At 52.8% G+C, this 23,381-nt stretch carries 22 protein-coding genes and 2 pseudogenes; 18 read left to right on the top strand and 6 right to left on the bottom strand.

The features are described 5' to 3' along the window. The first annotated feature begins 242 nt into the window (after positions 1-242). The 11 genes from NFS31_RS06510 to NFS31_RS06460 all read left to right on the top strand — a co-directional run bounded on the left by NFS31_RS06510 (position 243) and on the right by NFS31_RS06460 (position 12,770). Positions 243-1,850 (top strand): response regulator transcription factor, encoded by a 1,608-nt coding sequence (locus tag NFS31_RS06510; protein ID WP_251492773.1) that lies wholly within the window; start codon positions 243-245, stop codon positions 1,848-1,850. After that, positions 1,847-2,878, top strand: coding sequence for a sensor histidine kinase (locus NFS31_RS06505; RefSeq protein WP_251492771.1), 1,032 nt, complete (start codon positions 1,847-1,849; stop codon positions 2,876-2,878). Before NFS31_RS06510 ends, NFS31_RS06505 begins: the two co-directional genes overlap by 4 nt. After that, the gene (locus NFS31_RS06500) at positions 2,868-4,313 is read left to right on the top strand and encodes an ATP-binding cassette domain-containing protein (RefSeq protein ID WP_251492769.1); all 1,446 of its coding nucleotides are present in this window, start codon (positions 2,868-2,870) and stop codon (positions 4,311-4,313) included. Before NFS31_RS06505 ends, NFS31_RS06500 begins: the two co-directional genes overlap by 11 nt. A gap of 231 nt (positions 4,314-4,544) precedes the next feature. Further along, positions 4,545-4,685, top strand: a complete 141-nt coding sequence (locus NFS31_RS06495; protein WP_251492767.1) for a hypothetical protein — start codon at positions 4,545-4,547, stop codon at positions 4,683-4,685. 100 nt (positions 4,686-4,785) lie between these two features. Then, on the top strand, positions 4,786-4,977 hold the full coding sequence (locus NFS31_RS06490; RefSeq protein WP_331482541.1) for a type II toxin-antitoxin system YafQ family toxin: 192 nt from the start codon (positions 4,786-4,788) through the stop codon (positions 4,975-4,977). Positions 4,978-5,098: 121 nt separating this feature from the next. Further along, complete coding sequence (locus NFS31_RS06485; RefSeq protein ID WP_251492765.1) at positions 5,099-5,965, top strand: ROK family protein; 867 nt, start codon at positions 5,099-5,101, stop codon at positions 5,963-5,965. 114 nt (positions 5,966-6,079) lie between these two features. Further along, positions 6,080-7,585, top strand: a complete 1,506-nt coding sequence (locus NFS31_RS06480) for a sugar ABC transporter ATP-binding protein (protein WP_251492763.1) — start codon at positions 6,080-6,082, stop codon at positions 7,583-7,585. 15 nt (positions 7,586-7,600) lie between these two features. Next, complete coding sequence (locus NFS31_RS06475; RefSeq protein WP_251492762.1) at positions 7,601-8,614, top strand: ABC transporter permease; 1,014 nt, start codon at positions 7,601-7,603, stop codon at positions 8,612-8,614. Between the two features lie 109 nt (positions 8,615-8,723). After that, on the top strand, positions 8,724-10,574 hold the full coding sequence (locus tag NFS31_RS28235; protein ID WP_251492760.1) for an ABC transporter substrate-binding protein: 1,851 nt from the start codon (positions 8,724-8,726) through the stop codon (positions 10,572-10,574). A 120-nt stretch (positions 10,575-10,694) separates the two neighbouring features. Beyond that, the gene (locus tag NFS31_RS06465; protein ID WP_251492758.1) at positions 10,695-11,381 is read left to right on the top strand and encodes a D-lyxose/D-mannose family sugar isomerase; all 687 of its coding nucleotides are present in this window, start codon (positions 10,695-10,697) and stop codon (positions 11,379-11,381) included. Positions 11,382-11,726: 345 nt separating this feature from the next. After that, positions 11,727-12,770, top strand: a complete 1,044-nt coding sequence (locus tag NFS31_RS06460; RefSeq protein WP_251492756.1) for an aldose 1-epimerase family protein — start codon at positions 11,727-11,729, stop codon at positions 12,768-12,770. Positions 12,771-12,930: 160 nt separating this feature from the next. On the opposite strand, the gene NFS31_RS27380 is transcribed toward NFS31_RS06460, so the two are convergent. Further along, positions 12,931-13,053 (bottom strand): DUF6783 domain-containing protein, encoded by a 123-nt coding sequence (locus NFS31_RS27380; protein ID WP_334303050.1) that lies wholly within the window; start codon positions 13,051-13,053, stop codon positions 12,931-12,933. Between NFS31_RS27380 and NFS31_RS27375 the strand changes: the two are divergent. After that, positions 13,045-13,104 (top strand): annotated as a pseudogene (locus NFS31_RS27375) (hypothetical protein); the annotation flags it as partial. The gene NFS31_RS27380 and the pseudogene NFS31_RS27375 overlap by 9 nt on opposite strands. Before the next feature lie 44 nt (positions 13,105-13,148). Here NFS31_RS27375 and NFS31_RS06455 read toward each other — a convergent pair. Next, positions 13,149-13,403: pseudogene (locus NFS31_RS06455) on the bottom strand (winged helix-turn-helix transcriptional regulator); the annotation flags it as partial. Positions 13,404-13,546: 143 nt separating this feature from the next. Between NFS31_RS06455 and acgA the strand changes: the two are divergent. The 3 genes from acgA to NFS31_RS06440 are packed head-to-tail and all read left to right on the top strand — an operon-like array spanning position 13,547 to position 15,422. Further along, entirely contained in the window at positions 13,547-13,759 is a 213-nt protein-coding gene (gene acgA / locus NFS31_RS27370) for an ACGX-repeat peptide (protein ID WP_334303049.1), read from the top strand. Between the two features lie 35 nt (positions 13,760-13,794). Further along, on the top strand, positions 13,795-14,829 hold the full coding sequence (acgM, locus tag NFS31_RS06445; protein WP_251492752.1) for a radical SAM/SPASM domain protein, ACGX system: 1,035 nt from the start codon (positions 13,795-13,797) through the stop codon (positions 14,827-14,829). Then, positions 14,808-15,422 (top strand): nitroreductase family protein, encoded by a 615-nt coding sequence (locus NFS31_RS06440; RefSeq protein WP_331482539.1) that lies wholly within the window; start codon positions 14,808-14,810, stop codon positions 15,420-15,422. The genes acgM and NFS31_RS06440 overlap by 22 nt, the downstream gene beginning before the upstream one ends. 430 nt (positions 15,423-15,852) lie before the next feature. Here the strand turns inward: NFS31_RS06440 and NFS31_RS06435 are convergent, their stop codons facing one another. From NFS31_RS06435 to NFS31_RS06420, 4 genes are all read right to left on the bottom strand, one after another. Beyond that, the gene (locus NFS31_RS06435) at positions 15,853-16,044 is read right to left on the bottom strand and encodes a hypothetical protein (protein WP_251492750.1); all 192 of its coding nucleotides are present in this window, start codon (positions 16,042-16,044) and stop codon (positions 15,853-15,855) included. A 463-nt stretch (positions 16,045-16,507) separates the two neighbouring features. Beyond that, positions 16,508-17,380 (bottom strand): SPL family radical SAM protein, encoded by an 873-nt coding sequence (locus NFS31_RS06430; RefSeq protein ID WP_251492748.1) that lies wholly within the window; start codon positions 17,378-17,380, stop codon positions 16,508-16,510. Between the two features lie 12 nt (positions 17,381-17,392). Next, positions 17,393-17,662 carry a zinc ribbon domain-containing protein gene (locus tag NFS31_RS06425; protein WP_331482538.1) on the bottom strand — a complete coding sequence of 90 codons (270 nt, stop codon included), beginning with the start codon at positions 17,660-17,662 and terminating at the stop codon, positions 17,393-17,395. Between the two features lie 166 nt (positions 17,663-17,828). Then, positions 17,829-18,725 (bottom strand): helix-turn-helix transcriptional regulator, encoded by an 897-nt coding sequence (locus NFS31_RS06420; protein ID WP_251492746.1) that lies wholly within the window; start codon positions 18,723-18,725, stop codon positions 17,829-17,831. A gap of 391 nt (positions 18,726-19,116) precedes the next feature. Between NFS31_RS06420 and NFS31_RS06415 the strand changes: the two genes are divergently transcribed. The 3 genes from NFS31_RS06415 to NFS31_RS06405 are packed head-to-tail and all read left to right on the top strand — an operon-like array spanning position 19,117 to position 23,316. After that, on the top strand, positions 19,117-19,575 hold the full coding sequence (locus tag NFS31_RS06415; protein ID WP_251492744.1) for a MarR family winged helix-turn-helix transcriptional regulator: 459 nt from the start codon (positions 19,117-19,119) through the stop codon (positions 19,573-19,575). Positions 19,576-19,598: 23 nt separating this feature from the next. Then, positions 19,599-21,458, top strand: coding sequence for an ABC transporter ATP-binding protein (locus NFS31_RS06410; RefSeq protein ID WP_251492882.1), 1,860 nt, complete (start codon positions 19,599-19,601; stop codon positions 21,456-21,458). Next, the gene (locus NFS31_RS06405) at positions 21,451-23,316 is read left to right on the top strand and encodes an ABC transporter ATP-binding protein (protein WP_331482536.1); all 1,866 of its coding nucleotides are present in this window, start codon (positions 21,451-21,453) and stop codon (positions 23,314-23,316) included. Before NFS31_RS06410 ends, NFS31_RS06405 begins: the two co-directional genes overlap by 8 nt. Positions 23,317-23,381: the final 65 nt, after the last annotated feature.

The following is a 23,381-nucleotide window of genomic DNA, read 5'->3' as shown; positions in this document are numbered from 1 at the left end:
CCCTTTTTCACATGTTATCATAAACAAAGAAAAGGTTTCAGAGCAAGAGGCAGAGCGGAGCGGATTATCCGCTGAGTTATAGGATAGGAGAGGTAACAGTTCAGACAACCTGAACTGTTACGGCATCTGCCCTTGAAAATCGCTTCGCGATGGGGCGGATGCCTGCTGCCGCTGCGTTTTCGTGCGGTCAGCGCAGCAGGTGCGCAGACCTATCTGAACTGTTACCAGGAGAGGGATCTTAGATGTTAAACGTGTTGATTGCAGATGATGAGCGAAAGATCTGCCAGCTCATTGAAAAGCTGGTGGACTGGCCCGGGCTGGGGATGCGGGTGGCGGGGACGGCGGAGAACGGGATTGAGGCGTTGGAGAAAATCCGGCGGGATCGGCCGGATATTGTGATCACGGATATCCGGATGCCGGGGTATGACGGGCTGGATCTGATCCGCCTTGGGAAGGAATGCAATCCCGGGATGGAATTTATTATCATCAGCGGGTACCGGCATTTTGAATACGCCCAGACCGCGATCCGCTACGGCGTCGGGGCCTATATCTTAAAGCCCATACGCAGGGATGAGCTTACGGAGGCTCTCAGAAAGCTTGGGGAAAAGCTGACGGAGACGACGCAGCGGCTGAGCCGTGAAGAGCAGGTGAGGCTGACGCTTAAGAACGACGGCGAGGCGCTGCGCCAGGCATTTGTGGGCGATGTGGCCTGCCGGAGAAACCGGGAGAGGCTGGGATATCCGCTGGAGCGGATCAATCAGGAGTTTCACTTCTCCTTTTTACCGGAGGAGTTCTGCATGGCCATTTTAAAGCTGGACGGGCAGGTGTTTAACGACAGGAAGAATCTCCGGTTCATGGAAGAAAAGGTTCAGAGCGCAGCGGCAAGGCTTTTGAAAGAGTGGGTCCGGGATTATGAGATCGCCGCGATTGGCAGCTCGTTTTATGCCCTTTTGAACTATGAGCGGGAGCAGAGGGGGAACGTCCGGCGTCAGATGAAGCTTCTGATGGATGAGATGCGGATTCAGGGCGGGATCCTGCGGGATTTTGCGGCTACCATGGCGCTGGGGGAGGCGCAGGGGGCGATCGCGTCCCTGGACGAGTCGCTTAAAAATGCCCGGCTTTTGATTGAGGAACGCCTGGTGGCGGGCGTGGGAAAGCTTTTGGAGGGGAAGTCAAAGGGCGGGGGAGCGTTTGCAGGGAGCGAACAGTTTGCGGAGTTTAACCACAGGATGTCTAAGGCATTGGAAAGCCTGGAGGTCTTTTCCGTGCGGGACGCGATGATGGAGTTAAAGACCGGGATGCTGGCCATGGAAGGGATTACAGGGCATGAGATTTTGCAGATGACAAAGGAAGCCTGCAATCTTTACCTGTTTTTTATGAGGAATTACCGCCTTCCCGTGGAGGATGACTTTCTGGAGCGCTTTGTAAGCGGGGCTGAAAATTGCGCCTCTGCTTCGGAGCTGTTTGATTACCTGATCCGCAGCATCACGGTTTCCTATGAAAAGGCGGCGAAGATGAAGCGCCAGGACGAAAACCGGCCGATCCGCATTGTTAAGCAGTTTGTGGCCGAGCACTACGCCGAATCCCTGACGCTGGAGCAGGCCAGCGGCCTGGCGGGTCTGTCCCCGGCGTATTTTGGAACGGTGTTTAAGAAAAACACGGGCTTTACGTTTCTGGAATACGTGTCCAGGGTGAGGATGGATCAGGCGAGGCGGCTCCTTAAGGAGACGAACCGCACGGTCGCGGATATCTGCACGAGCGTGGGGTACAGCGATGTGCGCTATTTTACCAAATCTTTTACGAAATACTCGGGCCTTAAGCCGAATGAGTATAGAAAGCTGTATTCATGAATAAGATGCGCTATCTGTCTTACAGGATGTATCTGGCCGCCTGCGCCGGCATATCGCTTCTTTTTGCCTGCCTGGGCGTCATATGGGGCATGAGCCTTAAGCGCGGCCTGGGGCTTTTTCCGGCGGCGCTTCTGAGCCTTTTTGCGGCTGTCCTGACAGCGCTTTGCCTGCGCATGATCGTGAGGCCGTATCAGGAGACAAAGAAGATTTACGAGCAGTTTTCCAGAGGCTATGTGTTAAATGATCTGTTCCATATGCGCCATCCGCTTACCCCGGAGAGCGAGCAGGCGGTTTTGCGCTTAAATGAAATGATTGACAAGAATAATCTGATCAGCGTTTCTAAGAAACAGGCGGAATATCTGGCGCTGCAGAACCAGATCAATCCGCATTTCCTCTATAATACGCTGGAGGGGATCCGCAGCGAGGCGCTGATCGGGGGGCTTGACAGCGTGGCGGAGATGACGGAGGCGCTGGCCACCTTTTTCCGCTATACCATTTCCCAGGTAGAGCATCTGGTGACGCTGGAGGATGAGCTTGCCAACGTGGAAAATTATTACTATATCCAGCAGTTCCGCTTTGGGGATAAGCTGGCCTTAAGCATTGAGTATGAGCACGACGATGACCTAAGCCACCCGGATATCCTGCGGTACCGGCTGCCGAAGCTGACGCTGCAGCCGATTGTGGAAAATTCCATTTATCACGGGATCGAGAGAAAAGTCGGCAGGGGATGCTTAACCATCCGCATCGGCGTAAGCGATCAGCGGATGCGGATCCGCATATCGGACGACGGGCTGGGCATGCCGGAGGAAAAGGTAAAGCAGCTCAATGAAAAGCTGCGCCGTCTGACGCTTGATGATGTGAGCAGGGACACGGCCCAAAAGGGAGGCATTGCGGTGGTTAATGTCAATAACCGGTTAAAGCTTTTGTTTGGCGAGGAGTACGGGATCATCTTTTACAGCCGGGAGGGCGTGGGGACGGATGTTTTGATCACGCTGCCCCTGGTTCTGGAGGAGTCCCATGAAATATGAATTACTCCGCATGGATCACATCAGCCTGATTCAGAACGGCGAGGCGCTCCTTGACAACCTGAATTTCCAGATGTTTGCGGGGGAGATTATGGGGCTGATATCCCGCAGCAATAAGGGCCATGATCAGCTCATTGATTTAATCTGCCATAATCACCCTGTCTCGTTTGGGACCGTGTGGTATGACGGCCGCGTTGTCAACAGCTACTCGTCCAGCGACGGGGCGGCGAACCGGGTGTCCGTAATCGAGCAGAAAAGCCATCTGGTCAAGGATTTGAGCGTGGTTGACAACCTGTTTGTGCTGCGCCGGGGCTTTAAGAAGTATTTCATCAATGAGCGCGTCCTGCGCGAGCAGGCGGACGTGCTTTTTAAGGAACATGGCCTTGAGGTGAATTTGAGAAAACGGGTGGCAGAGCTGAGCTGCCTGGAGCGGTGCCTGGTGGAGCTGGGTAAGGCCCTTCTGCTCGGTTACCGCCTGGTGATCATCGATAATCCGGGGAATTTTTTAAGCCGGTATGAGCTGGCGCAGTTTCAGCGGGTGCTGCGCAGGGTGAGGAGCGGCGGTGTTTCGGTTCTGTATGTCGGAAACCATCATCAGGAGCTGTTCCGAATCGCGGACCGGACCTCCCTGTTTTCTGACGGACGGATTATAAAGGTGTTTGAGCGGGACGAAATGACCGACGCGGCCATCGCGCCGTATATTACGGAATGGTTTGTTCCGCGCGGTGAGAGCGCGCCGGATGCTGCGAAAGGAGTCCTGCAGTTTCAAAATGTGTATGCGGGAAGCCTGAACGGGCTGGATTTTGTCCTGCACCGAGGAGAATGCGTGACGATCTTAGATATGGACAACCGGATTACAGAGGACCTCCCGCGTCTTCTGACCGGCGCCCTGGCGTGCCGCCAGGGGCGGATCATACTGGATGAGGCGGATTATACGCCGAAAAGGGCGGCCCATTATCTGGATGCGGGAATTGCCATTGTCCCGAAAAATGCGGCGGAGTCCCTCCTGTTTCCGGAGAGGACGTATATGGAAAACCTGACCTTTCTCCTGGACCGGAAGCTTCGGCGGAGCATCATTCCCGCAAGAATTTACAGGAGCGTCCGGCGGGAGTATGCGGCCGCGGCGGGGGAGTCGCTGTTTGAGTCTTCAGTCGGCAGCCTGCCTCCTGAGGAACAGATCGCTTTAGTGTATTACCGCATGCAGCTTTTGAAGCCGCGGGCGCTGGTGTGCGTGCAGCCGCTTGCCAAGGGGGATATGTTTGTCCGCATGCGGATCCTGGGGCTTCTGCGCCAGATTTTGAAGATGGGGACAGCGGTCCTGATCCTCACGGCGAATATATCGGATACGCTGGAAATATCGGACCGCCTGCTGGTGGCGGAGCATGGGGCGTGCGCGGCGTCATATGAGAAGGATCAGTTTGGGGAGGTGGAGTGGTAGGGCTGTTTTTGGATCCGGCTTGTAAAATCCACGAAATAGAATATAATTTGTCAGGGTATTTCAATTGTGATACGCATTTAAAATTTGAGAAAGTAACAGGAAAAAAGGGCTGATTTATGAGCAGTAAAGAACTAGTACAGCATTGCATTAATTCGCAAGTAAACAGCACTCGCGAATTAATGCAATGCTGTACTAGCAATCCAACTTTTAGACAGAGTGCCGGAAAGCAAAATGTACTATATCATAGGAGTTTTAGAAGGCGCGGCGATACCGGATGCGGAGATCCCGAATAAAGAAACTGTGGAAGCAATAGAGGAATTAAAAAATGGAGGAGGGGAGGTATTTGATGGTTCGGCACACGATTTTTTATAAGTGATGTTGAAGGATTGATACAATGCTGAAAATAAAATACTCAGGTAAAATAAAAAAAGATTTAAAAATCTGTCAGAGAAGAGGATAGGATTTCTCTTTATTGGAACATATTATTTCCAAATTGCAGATACCTGAACCATTGCACGTAAAAAACAGGGATCACAATTTAACGGGAAATAATGCGGGATATAGAGAATGTCATATATCCCCGGATTGGCTGTTAATATACTGCCAGAATAATGAATATTTGGGATTGTACAGGACAGGAACACATTCCGATTTATTTTCATGAAACGACAGCCAGCAGTAAAGCTGCCATTTCAAGATCAAAAGATTGTCTACATTAACCGAAAGAATGCCCCCTTAAAGGGGCATTTTTGTTATGTTATACTAAATACAACGGAGAAAAGCTTATGAAAGAATATATTGGAATTGACATCGGAGGAACGAAATGCGCGGTGGTCCTGGGAAATGAGAGGGGAGAGATCGTAAGAAAGCTCCGCTTTCCCACACAGGGCCGCGATGAGACGCTGAAACGCATTTTTGAGAGCGCGGATGAGCTGCGCGCGGATCGCGCCGCCGCAATTGGGGTGAGCTGCGGAGGGCCGCTTGACAGCAGAAAGGGCGTGATTCTGGGGCCGCCGAACCTTCCGGGGTGGGATGAGGTTCCGATCGCCGCGATGCTTAAGGAGCGGTTTCAAGTCCCTGCGAACCTGCGCAACGACGCGGACGCCTGCGCAGTGGCGGAGTGGAGGTTCGGCGCCGGGAGGGGCTGTAAAAACATGGTTTTCCTGACCTTCGGGACAGGGCTCGGCGCCGGGCTGATTCTGAACGGGCGGCTTTACGAGGGGACCTGCGGCATGGCCGGGGAGGTCGGCCATGTGAGGCTTTTTGAAGAGGGCCATGCAGGCTATGGGAAGGCCGGATCGTACGAGGGCTATTTAAGCGGCGGCGGCATGGCCCAGTACGGCCTCGGAAGCGCGGCTGATCTGGCCGGCATGGCGGCGGACGGGGATGAGAAGGCGCTGGCCCTCTGGAGGCAGACCGGGGCGTACCTGGGACGTCTTTTAGCCATGCTGATCGACACGCTCAATCCGGAGCGGATCGTGATCGGAAGTATCTACGCAAGGGCCGGGCATCTCATGGAGGAAGCCATGCAGGAGATCCTGAAAAGAGAGGCGCTGGAAAAAAGCCGCCGGGCCTGCCAGGTGCTGCCCGCCATGCTCGGGGAGTCGCTGGGCGATATGGCGGCCTTAAGCGTCGCGATGGAGCCGCGGTGAAGGGACAACAACGTGAAACAAACGGAAATTTCCGTATAATCAGGAATTTCAAAACAGTTCAGCGCGCCTGAACTGCTGCGACAGTTCCAAACAGGTAAGAAAGCGGGAAAACGGATGAAAGAAGTAATCGTATCAATGAAAAACATTGTCAAGACCTTCCCGGGCGTGAAAGCGCTTGACAATGTAAATTTTGAGCTCCGTTCCGGGGAGGTCATGGCTCTTTTGGGGGAAAACGGCGCCGGAAAGTCCACGCTGATGAAGATTCTCAGCGGCGTGTATACAAAGGACGGCGGGACCATGACCATATTTGGGAAGGAATATGATAACCTGACGCCGAAGCAGGCTCAGGAGGTGGGCGTGGCGATCATTCATCAGGAATTAAATATGTGCCGTCATCTGTCTGTGGCGGAAAATATGTTCCTGGGCCGGGAGCGGGTAGGCACAGTGATGCTTAAGAATGCCGAGATGGAGGCTGAGGCCGCCGCGATTCTGAACGATTTGAAGATCGATATCAATCCGCGCCAGATTGTGGGCGAGCTGCCGGTTTCCAGACAGCAGATGGTGGAGATTGCCAAGGCGCTTTCCATCCACGCCAAAGTCCTCATCATGGATGAGCCGACCTCAGCCCTGACGGCCAAGGAGATCGACGAGCTGTTTCGCATCATCCGCAAGCTCAAGGAGGACGGGTGCGGCATTGTGTATATTTCCCACCGCTTAGACGAGCTGAAGGCCATCGTGGACCGCGTGACCATCATGCGCGACGGCCAGTATATCACGGACGGCGACTTTGACAGCATGACCATGGATCAGATCATTGCAAACATGGTAGGGCGCGAGATCAAGGAGCAGTTCCCGAGGGTGGAGTGCGAAAAAGGGAAAAAGATTTTTGAGGTAAAAAATTTAAATGCCGGAAGGCAGGTCCGCGACATCAGCTTTTCTCTCTATGAGGGGGAGATTGTGGGCTTTGCCGGCCTGATGGGGGCCGGGCGGACGGAGACGACGCGCGCGATTTTCGGGGTGGATCCAAAGACCGGCGGCCAGATTTTCCTGGACGGGAAAGAGGTGCGGATTAGCTGTCCCATGGATGCGATTAAGGCGGGCATTGTGCTCGCGCCGGAGGACCGGAAAAAGGACGGGCTCTGCACAAAGCTCAGCATCCGCCACAACCTGGCGCTGCCAAATCTCGACCTGGTGTGCGACAAATTGGGCGTTATCCGCAACAGCCGCGAGGATAAGCTCTGCGAGGAGGCGGTGAAAAACCTGATGATTAAGACGCCCAATGTGGAGATCAACGCAGCGAATCTTTCCGGCGGAAACCAGCAGAAGGTTGTGGTCGGAAAATGGCTTGCCAGAAATTCCCGGGTGGTGATCTTTGACGAGCCCACAAGGGGAATCGACGTGGGCGCAAAGGTGGAGATCTATAACCTGATGAACAAACTGAAACAGGAGGGGATCGCGGTTATGTTCGTGTCCTCCGAGCTTCCGGAGGTTTTGGGCATTGCGGACCGGGTGATCGTGATGTGCGACGGCCGGATCACAGGGGAGGTCATGGCCCGTGAAACCACGCAGAACGAGGTCTTAAAGTACGCGACCGAGTTTGAGAAGAAGCAGGTCGGCTAAAGGGAGGAAAAAGTGATGAATGAAAACAAACAGAGCGCGGTAAAGCGTTTTTTGAGCGCCAGGGGCATGGGCGCCGTTGTGACGGCATTCGCCGGCCTGGTGATAATTTACATAGCCTTCGGGCTCATTGACCGGAACGTATTTTCCGGACAGAATGTGATGAACCTTCTGCGTTCCATGTCCAAATATCTTCTGATCGGCGTGGGGCAGAGCTACCTTTTGATCACCGGAAATATCGACCTTTCCATCGGTTCCATGGTCGGCATGAGCGCCATGATCAGCGCCACGCTGATGACCATGGGGATTTCCCCGGTTGTCGCCATGCTGGCGGCGCTGGCGTGCTGCCTGTGCTGCGGCGTTGTGAACGGGATCCTGGTGGGAAAATTCAAACTCCCGCCCTTTATCGCCACGCTGGGCACGATGTTCGTGACAAGGGGCGCGGCCTATATGGTAAACAATAACCGCAACACGGACGCCATTGCCACCGGTATCGGGAAAGAGGCGGGCGACAGCTTCCAGAATTTCTTCTATTACGGCAAGACGTTCGGGATCTTCAATACCTTCTGGATTGCGCTGATCCTGTTCCTTATCTTCTTCTTCCTGCTGTCCAGGACAAGGACCGGACGCCACATCTACGCGATCGGCTCCAATGTGGACGCGGCGAAGCTGTCCGGCGTGAATGTGGTTGCCACGACGATCAAGGCGTACCTGGTCAGCGCGGTATGCGCCTGTGTGGTTGGCTTAATCCTGTGCGCGCAGGCCGGCATGGGCAATATGGAGGCCGGAAACATGTATGAGATGTACGGCGTGGCGGCCGGCGTAATCGGCGGCATTTCACCCCTGGGCGGAACGGGCCTTCTTCTCGGCACCTTCGCCGGCGCGGCCGTATGGCAGACGCTGGAAAACGGCTTGAACATGATCGGCGCGCAGGTGGGCATCCAGCGCCTGGTGATTGGTATTATCGTAGTGTTCTCCGTGCTTCTGGACGTGGTGGTGCGCTCCGGCAATTTCGGGAAGAAATCGTCCTGATACCAGAGAGCGCCATTTCCGGGCCGCGCGCCCGGCGGCAGCGAATCGTTGAATAGTTGGCCTCCGTGATGCGGCGGTTGATTATAAATTTTATAAGGAGGAATTTTTTATGAAGAAATCGTTACTTGCATTCCTGGGATGCCTGACGCTTACGGCGGCTTCCCTGGCCGGCTGCAGCAGCTCCAAGCCGGCCGAGACATCGGCGGCTCCGGCCGAGACACAGGCCGCGGCGGCGGAGGAAGAGGCCCCGGCGGCTTCCGGCGATACGAAGATTGCCCTGATCACCATGGACTCCATTGACCAGCACTGGGTAACCTTAAACGAGGGCGCTCAGAAGGCGGCCAAGGAGCTGGGCGTGACCGTAACCTTCATGTCCCCGAACACCAAGGACGACGCGCAGCAGATCGAGTGCGTGAACAATGCGGTGGCCGGCGGCTACCAGGCGATTATCGTGGCCGCCAACGGGCCGGACGCTATCTCCTCTGCGCTTAAGGAAGCGGCTTCCTCAGGCGTAAAGCTGGTCTATGTCGATTCCCCGGCCAATGTGGACGCGGAAGCAACCTTTTCCACTGACAACGAAGCGGCCGGAAAGACGGCCGGCGAGGAGATGCTCAAAGCCTTAGAGGCGGCGGGCGTTACCTCCGGAAAGATCGGTATTGTAAATGTAAACGCGGCGACGGATTCCACGGTAAAGAGAGAAGCGGGTTTCCGCTCGGCCTTTGAGGGAACCGGCTTTGAGCTGATGGAGACTCAGTACGGCGAAGGCGACGCGGCGAAGTCCCAGACCATCGCAGAGAACTACATCACGCAGGGCGTAGTGGGAATCTTCGGCTGTAACGAGGGATCCACGACCGGGACCGGAAACGCGATCAAGGCTTCCGGCAAGTCCGACATCGTGGGCGTGGGCTTTGATAAATCCGACGCGATCTTAAATCTCATTGACGACGGATATCTTCTGTGCACCATGGCCCAGAATCCGGATGTGATGGGCGAAGAGGGCGTGAAGGCAGCCGTGGCGGCCATTAACGGCGAATCCTTAGGCGGCAAGGTAACAGATACCGGTGTATCTGCCATCAAGGCGGGCGGCGCGGCGGCTGCGGCGGCCGGGACCTCCGATGGGGATGTGAAAGCCAGCAAGGAATGGAAGATTGCCTTAATCACCATGGACTCCATTGACCAGCACTGGGTAACCTTAAACGAGGGCGCGCAGGCGACAGCCAAGGAAGTTGGCGTATCCGTAACCTTCATGTCCCCGAACACCAAGGACGACGCGCAGCAGATCGAGTGTGTGAACAATGCGGTAGCCGGCGGCTATGACGCCATCATCGTGGCGGCCAACGGACCGGACGCCATCTCCTCTGCCCTTAAAGAGGCGGCTTCCTCAGGCGTAAAGCTGGTTTACGTGGATTCTCCGGCAAACGTAGACGCAGAGGCAACCTTCTCCACTGATAACGAGGCGGCGGGAAAGACGGCCGGAGAGGAAATGATCAAAGCCTTAACGGCAGCGGGCATCACATCCGGCAAGATCGGCATTGTAAATGTAAACGCAGCGACGGATTCGACGGTAAAGAGAGAAGCGGGCTTCCGCTCGGCTTTTGAGGGAACCGATTTTGAACTGATGGAGACTCAGTACGGCGAGGGCGACGCGGCAAAATCCCAGACCATCGCAGAGAACTACATCACGCAGGGCGTAGTGGGAATCTTCGGCTGCAACGAGGGATCCACGACCGGAACCGGAAATGCGATCAAAGCTTCCGGCAAGTCCGACATCGTCGGCGTGGGCTTTGACAAGTCTGATGCGATTATGAACCTGATTGGCGACGGATACCTTCTGTGCACCATGGCCCAGAACCCGGATGTGATGGGCGAAGAGGGTGTGAAGGCGGCTGTAAAAGCCTTAGAGGGCGAGTCCCTGGGCGGCGCCGTACAGGATACGGGAGTTTCCGTACTGACGAAATGATGGGGCGGCTGATGGCAGCCTGACCCGAATTTAATGGATACACAGCGAAACGCCGGAGTTGTAAAGCCGGCGTTTCTGCTGATTCCGTATGAAGTGAAGCGATGAAAGGAGAATGATTCGATGAAGAGAAGTGAGATCAACGCGGCTTTGAAGGAAATGGAGGCCATGATAGGCGAATACCGGTTTGCGATACCGCCGTTCTGCCATTTTACTCCGGAGGAATGGAAGGAAAAAGGCCATGACTATGACGAAATCCGCGATAATATGCTTGGCTGGGATATCACGGACTATGGCCTGGGGGATTTCAACAAGGTGGGTTTTTCCCTGATCACCATCCGCAACGGAAACCTGGCCATGCGGGATAAATATACAAAAACGTATGCGGAAAAGCTCTTATATATCAAAGAGGGCCAGTATTCCCCCATGCATTTCCACTGGTCCAAAATGGAGGATATCATCAACCGCGGCGGCGGGAATGTGCTGATCCGCGTGTATAATTCCACAAAGGATGAGGACCTGGATAAGGAGAGCGAGGTGCATGTTCATGTGGACGGCCGGGAAATGGTGGTTCCGGCCGGGACGCAGGTGCGGCTTACGCCTGGGGAGAGCATCACGATTTATCCGTATCTGTACCATGATTTTGAGGTGGAAGAGGGCGGCGGACCGGTTCTCTTAGGAGAGGTCAGTCAGTGTAACGATGACAATACGGATAATCGGTTTTATGAGAAAATGGGGCGTTTTCCGGAGATTGAGGAGGATGAGGCGCCGTATCGTCTGCTTTGTAATGAGTATCCGGATGCGGAGTGATTTGTATATTTCATAGACATCAGGGATCGAAAGGCGTTTTGGCTTCAACATCATGTTATTTATTTGAGGAATCCGGCAGCGAAATGTGTGCGGGCCGTGGTTCCATCGTGGGAAGGCCGCCAGAGGCAGCTTCTGTATCCAACGGAACCCCGCTTTCGCTCGGAGAAAAGCGCAGCGGACACTAAGCTCGAAAAGACCTCGCTAAGTGCCGGCGGTTTTCTACGGGTTCCTTATGGATACAGAAGCTGCCTCGGGCTATGTTATCGCGGGCCATGTGATGGTGGCTGGCGGTTTTCTCAGTGTGTACAGGGGTTGTGAATACAGAGGACGGGAGGGGATGATCCGGTGGATAAAAGGAAGGAATTGCTTAAGCTTTGTGGAAATATGGAACAGCTTGCGGGCGTGAGGCGGATTGAATATCAGGACGGGCGGGCTTCGGGGCTGCGGTGTGTTTTGGTGGAAAACGGTGTTTTGGAGTTTCCGCTGATGCTGGATAAATGTCTGGATCCGGCGTGGCTGCGGTACAGGGGGATGAATATGAGCTTTCTCTCAAAGCCCGGCCTTCAGGGGAGGAATGCCTATGATACGGCAGGCGAGGAGGCGGTCTATTCGATCATGGGCGGGGCGATGTTTACGTGCGGGCTCGGGAATGTGCACGGATGCAGGAGAATCGGGGGCACGGATTATCCGACCCATGGCCGGATCCGAACGACTCCGGCCGAGAAGGTGAGTATGGATGCTTTCTGGGACGGCGGGGAATACCGGATCCGCGTTACGGGCGAGATGCGCGAGGCGCGGCTGTTTGGGGAAAATATGGTTTTGAGGCGGAGTGTGGAAACCGTATACGGATCGCCCTGGATACGGTTTGTGGATGTTATCGAAAATCAGGGGGCTGAGCCGCAGCCGCTTTTGATTTTGTACCACTGCAACGCCGGATATCCTTTTTTAAGCCCGGGAGCGCGGATCCTTGTGCCGGAGCTCTCCTGCGCGCCGAGGGACAGCGAGGCGGAGCGGGGGATGGAGGACAGGCTGCGCATGGAAGGCCCAGAGGACGGCTGCCCGGAGCAGGTGTTCCAGTACACCCTGGCCGCTGACGCCGAGGGGAATACCTTTGGCGCTGTCGTGAACGACGGTCTTGAGCTGGCGCTTTGCATCCGCTGGAATGTCCGCAGCCTTCCCTTCATGACCCAGTGGAAGAGCCGCGCGTCCTGCGACTACGCCATGGCATTGGAGCCTGCAAACTGTGGATTAAACGGCCGCGCGGGGGAGGCGCAGGTGTTGGAGGCGTTTGGGACATATGTGAATGAGCTGCAGTTTAGCGTAGTGGAAGGACGGGAAGCAATCCGGGAGCTGGAGGAGGAGTGCCGGAGGCTTTGTATTCGTATGTAGTATGGCCCGGGTAGTCCGGGAGCATCACGGTTTACTACAGGTTATTTTGTGGTAATTCCTTATTTTTTACAATTCTTTAGTACAGCATTGCATTAATTCACGAGTGTTTTTTACTCGCGGATTAATGCAATGCTGTACTATCATTTAGAGAAGTTGTTTTTTATAGTTTATCCCCCATTCTTCCATGGCCATGATGATAGGGCGCATAGACCGTCCTAGAGCGTGTTTGAAAATTCATTCCTGGCATCTGCACGCCCCACTTCGCGGTATATTTGTGCCAAATTCACTTAACGTAGCCCACTACGCCGCGTTCATTTGGCACAAATCTCCCACAAAGTGGCACGCACAGCTACCAGAAGGCAATTTTCAAACACGCTCTAGATCATTTAAGGCGTATTCCACACGGGGCGGCACTTCCGGATATACAGTGCGGGTAATAATTCCGTCTGCTTCCATTGAGCGCAAGCTATCTGTTAAAACTTTTTGGCTGATACCCTCTAAAGATTTTTTTAGTTCATTGAAACGCCACGGACGCTGTAAAAGGTTACGCAGGATAAGCAGTTTCCACTTGCTTCCGATAAGCTGTACAGTTGTTGCTACCGGACATTCCGGCAGTTCTTCCTTTGTCAGCATAAAATAACTCCCTTCAAAAGTTTAAAAAAGAATGTTGCATCCCAATTATAATATAACAATCGATTTCGTTCAAGAGGGGTTACAAAAAGGTGACTAAGTAATAGATTTGTGCGTACTTTTTTTCGCTTTCATCATGCCGTACAATGTACTCAGGGAACAGGAAGGTTCCTGAATTCACAATGGAGGTATTGAAAATGGCGCTCTCAAATTTAACTGGTTGGAATGAAAAATCTGCTGCATCTGCCTGCGGAGCTGGCGATAAGCCGGAAGAAAAGCCCGCTGCTTGCGGTTCTGCCTGCGGGGCTGTTGTCCTGTCGGGGATACTTTCAAACAAAATCCGATATTATCGGTTTTAGATAAATATGAAAGGCTGTCAAACGGAGGAAACAACATGAAACAATACTTTGCTTTTCAGTGGCATATTACGGACGAGTGCGACCAGCGCTGTAAACATTGTTACATTTTTTCCGGGGATCCTTGTAAAAAGCCGGATACAATGGATTGGGCGCAAATGAAGGAAACTTTTTATAACTGTCTTGATTTTTGTGAGGTTTATGGAAGGCTGCCTTATTTTTATATCACCGGCGGCGACCCTATTCTGCACCGGGATTTTTGGCGGCTTCTTTCTCTGATAAAAGAGCATGAAATCCCATTTACGATTTTAGGAAATCCGTTTCATTTAACAGATGAGGCTTGCCAAAAATTAAAATCATATGGCTGTCAAAAATACCAGCTTTCCCTTGACGGGATGAAAGATACCCACGATTGGTTTCGCAAACCGGGTTCTTTTGACTGTACTCTTGAAAAAATTGCCTGTATTAAAAAGGCGGGGATTCGTTCTGTCATTATGACTACGGTATCTGGCGCGAACATCAGGGAAGTTCCCGATATAATTGATACGGTTGTCTCTGCTGGCGCCGATGTGTTTGCTTTTGCCCGTTACTGCCCTACTAATGAAGAAAAAGATACTGGTATTTCTCCGCCTGAATACCGGGAACTGCTTGATATATGTTATAACAAATTTCAGAAATATGAGGCGGAAGGCTGTCACACCTATTTTAACAAAAAAGACCACCTTTGGACGCTTTATGAGTATGAAAAAGAGATTTTCAAAATCCCGGAGGACGCGCAGGACGGCATGATATACGGCGGTTGTAATTGTGGCAACTGTCACATGACAATCTTACCAACAGGAGATGTTTACGCCTGCCGCCGGGTACAGGGCAGCAAAGTCGGAAATGTATTGAATGACCGTCTTGCGGATATCTGGGTTTGTCAAATGGAAGCATATCGTGATTATACAAAATTTGAGAAGTGTTCCAAGTGTGAGCTGCTCGCATTCTGCCGCGGCTGTCCCGCGGTCGCAAGTGGTAAAGGCGGGAATTTTTATGCGGCTGATCCGCAATGCTGGAAGGAGGTTGTTTGATGATGAATGAAACAATGCAGACTATTTTACACCGCCGTGCAATCAGGCGTTTTGACGAAAGGCAGATAGATGAAGAACTTTTACAGCAGATATTACAGGCAGGGCTTTATGCTCCCAGCGCGGGCGGGAAACAGGGAGTGATTTTTGCAGTATGCCAGGACAGAGAAGTGAATGAACGGTTAGGGAAAATCAAACGGGCAAACTCCAATCCCCATATGGCAACGGCGAAAAACTATGTATCTAAAGAACAGCCAAGTATTGCAGACGACCCTGGGCTGGTAAATACTTTTTATGACGCGCCGACTGTCATCACAATGTTTGCCCCGAAAAATTTTCTCTTTTCCGCAGATGATTGTGCGGTTGCCGCTGAAAATATGATGCTGGCAGCGGACTCTTTGGGGATTGGCTCCTGTTATATCGGGCAAGGCTGGACAGCTTTTGCAGACAGCTACGGACAGGAAATTTTGCGTAAATGGGAAATCCGCACAGATTATTATGCTGTCATGCAGCTCTTATTAGGCTATCCAAAAGCAGACGACAAGCACCCCGCGGCGAAAGCGCGCAAAAATGATAGAATTTTAAGATTTAGTTAAGTGAAGGGAACTGCTGCGGGGCGTTGTCTGTTGTGAGAGGGCCGCCAGAGTCCGATTCCAAACCCAACGGAACCCCGCTCCCGCTCGGAGAAAAGCGCAGCGGACGCTAAGCCCTTTAAAGACCTCGCTAAGCGCCGGCGGTTTTCTACGGGTTCCTTATGGGTTTGGAATCGGACTCTGGCTACATACACGCCACGCTATAATAAAAACAACAAATAATATGGCTCATCATGGCTATAGCATAAAAACAATTTTTTGCTTCTTTCCAAAACTTAGTTAAAAAGATTATTACCATCATGTAAAAACATGATATAATTGCATTCATACCATGAAATGTTTGTCGAATTAACAAATTTGGAAAGAACTAATTTTTTGTTGACAAAATCATAAAATATAACGGTTAAATATTCATTGAATTATTATAAATAAATTATTCTTTCACTATATCAATATCGATCAGATTTACACCAATCACATTCAGTAAGGCTTTTAAGGAGAGGTACTCCTCTTTCAAGATAGCATAGGTTTCTTTGGCGTCTTCCTTTTTTGCTGCTATCATATATCGTTGGATTTTCTTGAACTGTTCAATCGTTTCTTTGGCAATCTCAGCATTACTGGGCATATATACCTCCCATATTGTGGAATATCGATCATGAAGTTGCGTTTCCGGTCGTCAAATCAGGCCGTGCGCGGAGTATCATATTCAATAGTATATCATAATCAAAGAGTAAAGTCTATTGCAATTTGAATATGGAAATATTACAGAATATCACTGTTCAGTAGCGGTTCAGACAGCAATGTAATTTACTTAAGCTTAAGAGTATACTTTTTGATTATTCTGCCGTAACCGAACGATGCGATCAAAGATACATGGCCTGCCGGTTATGTAGCCGGAGGCAGCGACTATATCCATAAGGAACCCGTAGAAAACCGCCGGTACTTAGCGAGGTCTTTTCGAGCTTAGTACCGCTGCGCTTTTCTCCGAGCGGGAGCGGGGTTCCGTTGGATATAGTCGCTGACTCTGGCGGCCCGTTCACAACAAACCACGGCCCGCATAACTCTGCCGCTCAATCCCCCAGAAAACCTCACCCCCAAAAACTCAACTGCTTTCCCGCACATTTCTCCTCAAACCTGTTCACATACCGAAATATCTCTTCATTATCATGAACAATCCCCCGTTCCCCGCACATCCGATGAAACAGTCTCATCAAACAACAACTGTCCGGGCTTTCGGCCACATATTGATTTCCAAATACCCGTATATATCTCTCCTTTAACCGCGGAAACAGGCGGTCAAGCTGTTCATAAAAATACTCCCTGTTCCCGTCCCGGAGCGTCAGTCCCATGCCGAAGCAGATAACGCCGTATACATTTGCCTCCCCGCACATATCCAGGATACGGGAAATATTTTCTTTTGTATCATTGATAAACGGCAGAATCGGCGTCATCCATACAACGGTGGGGATGCCCGCGTCACGCAGCCGCTTTAAGGCCTCAAAACGCTCTCGTGTGGAGCTCACATTCGGCTCGATTTTCCGGCACAGTTCTTCATCCGCGGTCGTTACAGTCATCTGCACAACGCATTTTGTCGTTTCATTGATCTTTTGCAGAAGATCCAGATCGCGTAAAATGCGGTCTGATTTTGTGATGACTGTAAATCCGAATCCATATTGCAGGATCAGATGCAGCGCTTTTCGGAGATGTCCTGTTTCCATCTCCAGAGGGATGTAGGGATCGGTCATGGAGCCTGTGCCAATCATGCATTTTTTCCGCTTGCGCCTGAGGGCGTTTTCTAATAAGTCAACCGCATTTTCCTTGACTTCGATGTCTTCAAAGGCGTGCTCCATGTGATAGCATCTGCTTCTGGAGTCACAGTAGATGCATCCGTGGGTGCAGCCGCGGTACAGGTTCATTCCGTTTTTGGAAGACAGGATTCCTTTTGCCCTTACATAATGCATGCCGCTGTTTTCTCACCTCCAGCGCTTTAAGGTCGGGAACCATTCACGCATGGCGTTTCTTGCCTGCTCTTCGGTCATATTGGGGTTGGCGGCAGCCATATTGGGGACGCACAGCTCGATCATTTCTTCCATCGTACCCTTGAACGTAAATTCGCCGTTTTGAAAACAATACCAGCAGTATTCGTCATTTTTGCCGCCATCCGCGTTGGTTCCGTACAGCCCGTCCGTGTCTCCCAAGGGCATGCCGCAGCACTGACAAAATTTCCGGTTCATTTCACTCATTTCTTTACCTCCGTTTTTACGTGTATATTCTGTGTATTGCTGCAGAGCGTTTTTCAGACGCGCTCTGCCGGTACGCCGGTTCAGGCGTGGCGTCTTCCTCCCGCTGTCTGAACGGTTATGTCTGACTACAGTATGGATGATAGCATATATATCCTGACACCTTTTGTCAGGGTTTGTTTTTTTCATAGATCTGCTTTGCCTGTTCGGCGATGACCTCCCTCAGATAAGCGGGTGAGAGGATGTCCACCTGCGTTCCGAATGACAGCAGAAATCCGGTCAGCCACGCGTCTGCGGGCATGTCGGCGGAGGCGATGAGATCGCCGTTTTCCAGTCTCTGTATCTGCGCGGGATCGAACTCATCGTAAACGCGGTATGCTGTTTCCGCCGGAAAACGCAGCGTGATCGGATGGCAGTCCGGCCCGGAGGCGTCGGCCGGTTCCGGGATGTCGCGGCGTGTAAAAGATTCATGTAACATCTCTAAATCAATAATGCGGTTTAATTTGAAGATCCGCATACCCTGTTTTTCCGTGCAGAACGCTTTCAGATACCATGCTTTTGATTTGTAGACAAGCTTATACGGATGCACGGTCCGTCTGCTTATGGCGCCGTAAGAGCCCGCATAGCGGATTCTGACGCTTGTGCAGTGGATGACGGCGGATTTTAGCAGCTCAAAGGTTTCCTTGTCAGAGCCGGCATTCCCCCATCTGGAAAAATCGACTTCAAGCCAGTTTTCCGCGTGGAGATGAAACATGGCGGAAAGCTTCTGCAAGGTCTGGCCGCCGTCCGCATTCCCGGCGGCATGCATGCTCTGCAATGCCGTGAGGATTTCCTGCTTTTCTCCCTCTGACAGCACGGCCCGGTTCAGGACAAAATCCTTCATTAAGCGGATACCGCCATGTCTGCCGGCTTCGGAGTAAACGGGAATGCCGGCCCCGCTTAAGGCGTCGATATCTCTGTAAATAGTGCGGACGGATACTTCAAACTTTTCTGCCAGCTCCGGGGCGGTGGCCTGCCCCTTGTCAAGTAAATGGTATATGATTTTAAATAGCCTGCTTTCCTGCATTGCCGTATCCTTCCTTTCATGGACAGTTATAACGTTTCCTGTAAATCATGAGTAACCGTTCAGGTTGTATGAGCTGATATAATCATGACTCACGGTATCAGGATTTATTATAGCGGTTTGTATCGTTCCTATCAACCGTTCAATATGGGGCGGTTGATGTGAGCGCGGACGGGTTGCGATTGGAACTGTTTAAAATAAATATAACAAAAGAAAAATGGCGGTTACGTGTAACAGTTCGGGTTGTCTGAACTATTACGGTTACGTAACCCGAGAGCCCATTTTGCTCCCAAAACCCCTTGACAAAAATTAACTAACTAATTATTATAAAGTTAATTATTTCCGCCGAATCAGGCTCACCCTGTTTCGGCGCTCAAAGAGAGGAGGTTTTAACATGTGCGGCGGCCTGATGAATTATGAATCAAGGAATTACCGGCTCGTAAAGAAGTACATGATGACAAACAAGCTTCACCGGATGTATCTGGACCGCGAGCTGAACAAATCAGGCGTTTACAGGAGCCAGCATCAGATTTTGATGTATATTGCGCGGTTTCCAAACGCCTCGCAGAAGGAGATTGCGGGCCATCAGAATGTCTCGACCGCGACGATCGCGGTTTCGCTCAAGAAGCTGGAAAAGGGAGGCTATATCAGCCGGGTTTCCAATGAGAGCGACAACCGTTTTAACCAGATCTGCATTACCCCCAAGGGGCGGGCGGTGGTGGAGGAGAGCTGCCAGGTCTTTCATAAGCTGGAGGACGCCCTGTTTGAGGGCTTTGGCGAGGAGGATTTTGAACGGTTTGAGGGATATCTGGATCGGCTCCGCCTGAATCTGGAACATCTTTTGCAGGAATAGAAGACGGAGGCTATGATATGAATCTGAAACGATATAAAAAATATGCGGCCCCGTACCGGAGCGCGTTTATCATCGGCCCTCTGATGATGCTGACAGAGGTGTTTGGGGAGATTATGCTGCCCAGGCTGATGTCTTTTATTATCAACCGCGGCGTCGCGCAGAGGGATGTGGGCTATATGCTGCAGATCGGGCTTCTGATGCTCGTGACCACGGTTTTTATGGCAGCGGGCGGCGTTCTAGGCGCTTATTTTGCGGCCAAGGCGTCGATCAGCTTTACCAGCGATCTGCGCCAGGATGTGTTTTCCAGAGTGCAGCAGTTTTCATTTAAAAATATTGACGATTTCAGCACAGGCTCTCTGGTGACGCGGCTGACGAATGATGTCCAGCAGGTGCAGAATGTGATGATGATGGGCCTGCGGATGATGCTGCGCGCGCCCGGCATGCTGGCGGGGGCTTTGATCATGGCGTTTATCATGAACGCCCGTCTGGCGGTGATCATTCTGATCGTGATCCCGCTTCTGACAGCCGCAATCGCGGCGATCCTTACGACCGCATACCCGCGCTTTGAATTCATGCAGAAGCGGCTGGACGCCCTAAATAACGGGATCCAGGAGGTGCTGACGAATGTCCGGGTGGTGAAATCTTTTGTCCGGGAGGACTATGAGAAGGAGCGCTTCGGGCGCATGAACGGGGAATTAAAGGAGAGCAGCCTTAAAGCGATGCGGATTGTGATTGCCACCATGCCTGTGATGATGCTGGCCATGAATGTGACAACCATTGCCGTGGTGTGGAACGGGGGGAATTTAATCATTGCCGGCGATATGCCGGTGGGAGATCTGACGGCGTTCACCACATATATCGTGCAGATCCTGATGTCGCTCATGATGCTGTCCATGGTATTTTTGCAGAGCTCCCGCGCGGCAGCCTCGATCCGGAGGATTGACGAGGTGCTGAAAGCTCCCATTGACTTAACGGATGAGGGCGCGGCGAGGAAGGACGCGGTGGTGACAGAGGGGAAGGTCGAGTTTCAGGATGTCTGCTTCTCGTATGAGGCGGGCGGGGAAACGGTTTTGGATCACATTAACCTCACGGTACAGGGCGGCGAGACAGTGGGGATCATCGGTCCGACGGGAAGCGGCAAGACATCTCTGGCACAGCTCATCCCAAGGCTTTACGATGCCGTGTCGGGCCGCGTGCTGGTGGACGGGATTGATGTGAGGGATTATTCCTTACAGCATCTGCGGGAGGGCGTCGGGATGGTGCTGCAGAAAAATGTCCTCTTTTCCGGGACCATTGAGGAAAATCTCTTATGGGGCGATGAGGAAGCGGGAGAAGAGGAGCTGCGCGAGGCGGCCAGGCACGCCCAGGCAGACGGGTTTATCACGTCTTTTTCCGACGGATACGACACGGAGATGGGCCAGGGCGGCGTAAATGTGTCCGGAGGCCAGAAGCAGAGGCTGTGCATTGCCAGGGCGCTTATCAAGAAGCCGAAGATCCTCATTCTGGATGACAGCACGAGCGCGGTCGATACCGCGACCGAGGCGCATATCCGGGCCGCGTTTAAGGGCGCTCTTAAGGATACCACGAAATTCATTATCGCGCAGCGGTTAAGCTCAATTGAAGACGCGGATCAGATTATCGTGCTCGAGGACGGGCGCATCACGGGACAGGGCAGCCATGAGGATCTCCTTAAGACGTGCGGCGCGTACCGGGAGATCTATGAGACGCAGTACGGGGCGTTGTCGGAAAACGCGCCGCAGGAGACAGCCGGAAAAGCGCGGCCGGAGAAAGAGGCCGGAGAAGGCGCTGGAGAAGCGCCGTCAAAGAAATCGGCGGAAGTGCGGCCGGAAGCTGCGGGAAAGGGGGCAAAGATTAATGGATGAGAGACGGATTCAAAGCCTGAAACGGCGTTATGGGAACCGTACCGAGCGTATGCCAATGAAAAAGCACGGCCCCGGAAGGGCTGCTGCGGCGCGCGGCGGGGGACGGCCGAAAAACAGCAGGGAAACCGTTAAGCGGCTGATGTCCTATCTGGAACGGGACCGGGCGGGAATGGCGGCGGCCTTCCTCTGCGTACTGATCGGCTCTGTCACGAATCTGGCCGGGGCCTATATGCTGAGACCTATTATCAACCGCTATATAGCGCCTGTGGACGGAAGCCGCGGCGATGCGGCGGGGCTGTTTGGGGCGCTCACGGTGATGGCGGCCGTGTACCTGCTAAGCGTGTGCGCAAATTACGCACAGTCGCGCATTATGCTGACCATTGCCCAGAATGCGCTGGAGCGGATCCGCGGGGAGCTGTTCGGGCGGATGCAGAAGCTCCCCCTGCGCTTTTATGACACGAACAGTAACGGGGATCTGATGAGCCGTTTTACGAACGATGTGGACACCATCGGGAACATGCTCAGCGGCACGCTGGTCCAGCTCTTTTCCGGGGCTTTGAGCATCCTGGGGACGCTGGCCCTGATGATTTACACGAATGTGTACCTGACTGTGATTACAGTGGCCATGATCCCGCTGATGATGAAAGCCGGAGGCTATGTGGCCGGCCGGAGCCAGAAATATTTCTCAGCCCAGCAGTCGGCGCTCGGCGCGCTGAACGGCTATATTGAAGAGACGATCAATGGACAGAAGGTCGTGAAGGTCTTCTGCCATGAAGCGATCGCGGAAGAGGAATTTTCGTGGCTGAACCGGGATTTGCGGGATAAGCAGATAAAGGCCCAGTTTTTTGGCGGGATCATGGGGCCGGTTATGGGAAATTTAAGCCAGATCAATTATTCGCTGACCGCGTGTATCGGCGGACTGTTGTGCGTCCTGCGCGGCTTCGACGTGGGAGGGCTTACGGTATTTTTAAACTTTTCCCGTCAGTTTTCAAGGCCGATCAATGAGATTTCCATGCAGGTGAGCAACGTGTTTTCCGCTCTTGCGGGGGCGGAGCGCGTGTTTGCTCTGATGGACGCCGAGCCGGAGCCAGAGGATGAGGCGGACGCGGTTTCTTTGGAGCCCATCCGGGGCGATGTGGAGCTTTCGCATGTAACGTTTGGCTATGATCCGGAAAAGGTAATTTTAAAGGATATCAGCCTGTACGCCCGCCCGGGGCAGAAGATTGCCTTTGTGGGATCCACCGGCGCGGGAAAGACGACGATCACCAACCTGATTAACCGGTTTTACGATATTCAGTCCGGCTGTATTACCGTGGACGGGGTGGATGTGAGGAAGATGAAGCAGGGTGAGCTGCGCCGCAATATCGCCATGGTTTTGCAGGATACGCATCTGTTTACGGGAACTGTGATGGAAAACATCCGCTACGGAAGGCTCGAGGCCACGGACGAGGAGGTCGTGGAGGCGGCTAAAACAGCGTCGGCGCATTCCTTCATCATGCGTCTGCCTAAAGGGTATGACACGATGCTGGAGGGCGACGGGGCAAACCTAAGCCAGGGCCAGAGGCAGCTTTTAAACATTGCCAGGGCGGCTGTCTCCAAAGCGCCGATCCTGATCCTGGATGAGGCCACCAGCTCTGTGGACACAAGAACAGAACGCCATATTGAGCATGGGATGGACCGCCTGATGCGGGATCGGACCACGCTCGTGATTGCCCACCGCCTTTCCACCGTGCGCAGCGCCAACGCCATTATGGTGCTGGAACACGGAGAAATCATTGAGCGGGGGGATCACGAAGAGCTGATCCGCCAGAGAGGCAGATACTACAGCCTGTATACGGGGATGAGTGAGCTGGAATAATAGATGTATACAGCATTAAAAATACACTTTTCAGTAAATACAAGGGTTTCGCCGGTTCAGATCAA

Origin of the sequence: Otoolea muris (genome assembly GCF_943193115.1) — a bacterium.
In the GTDB taxonomy this organism is placed as follows: Bacteria; Bacillota; Clostridia; order Lachnospirales; family Lachnospiraceae; genus Otoolea; species Otoolea muris.
The sequence above is the reverse complement of the archived record's forward strand: the minus strand, read 5'-3'. Positions and strand labels throughout refer to the sequence as shown.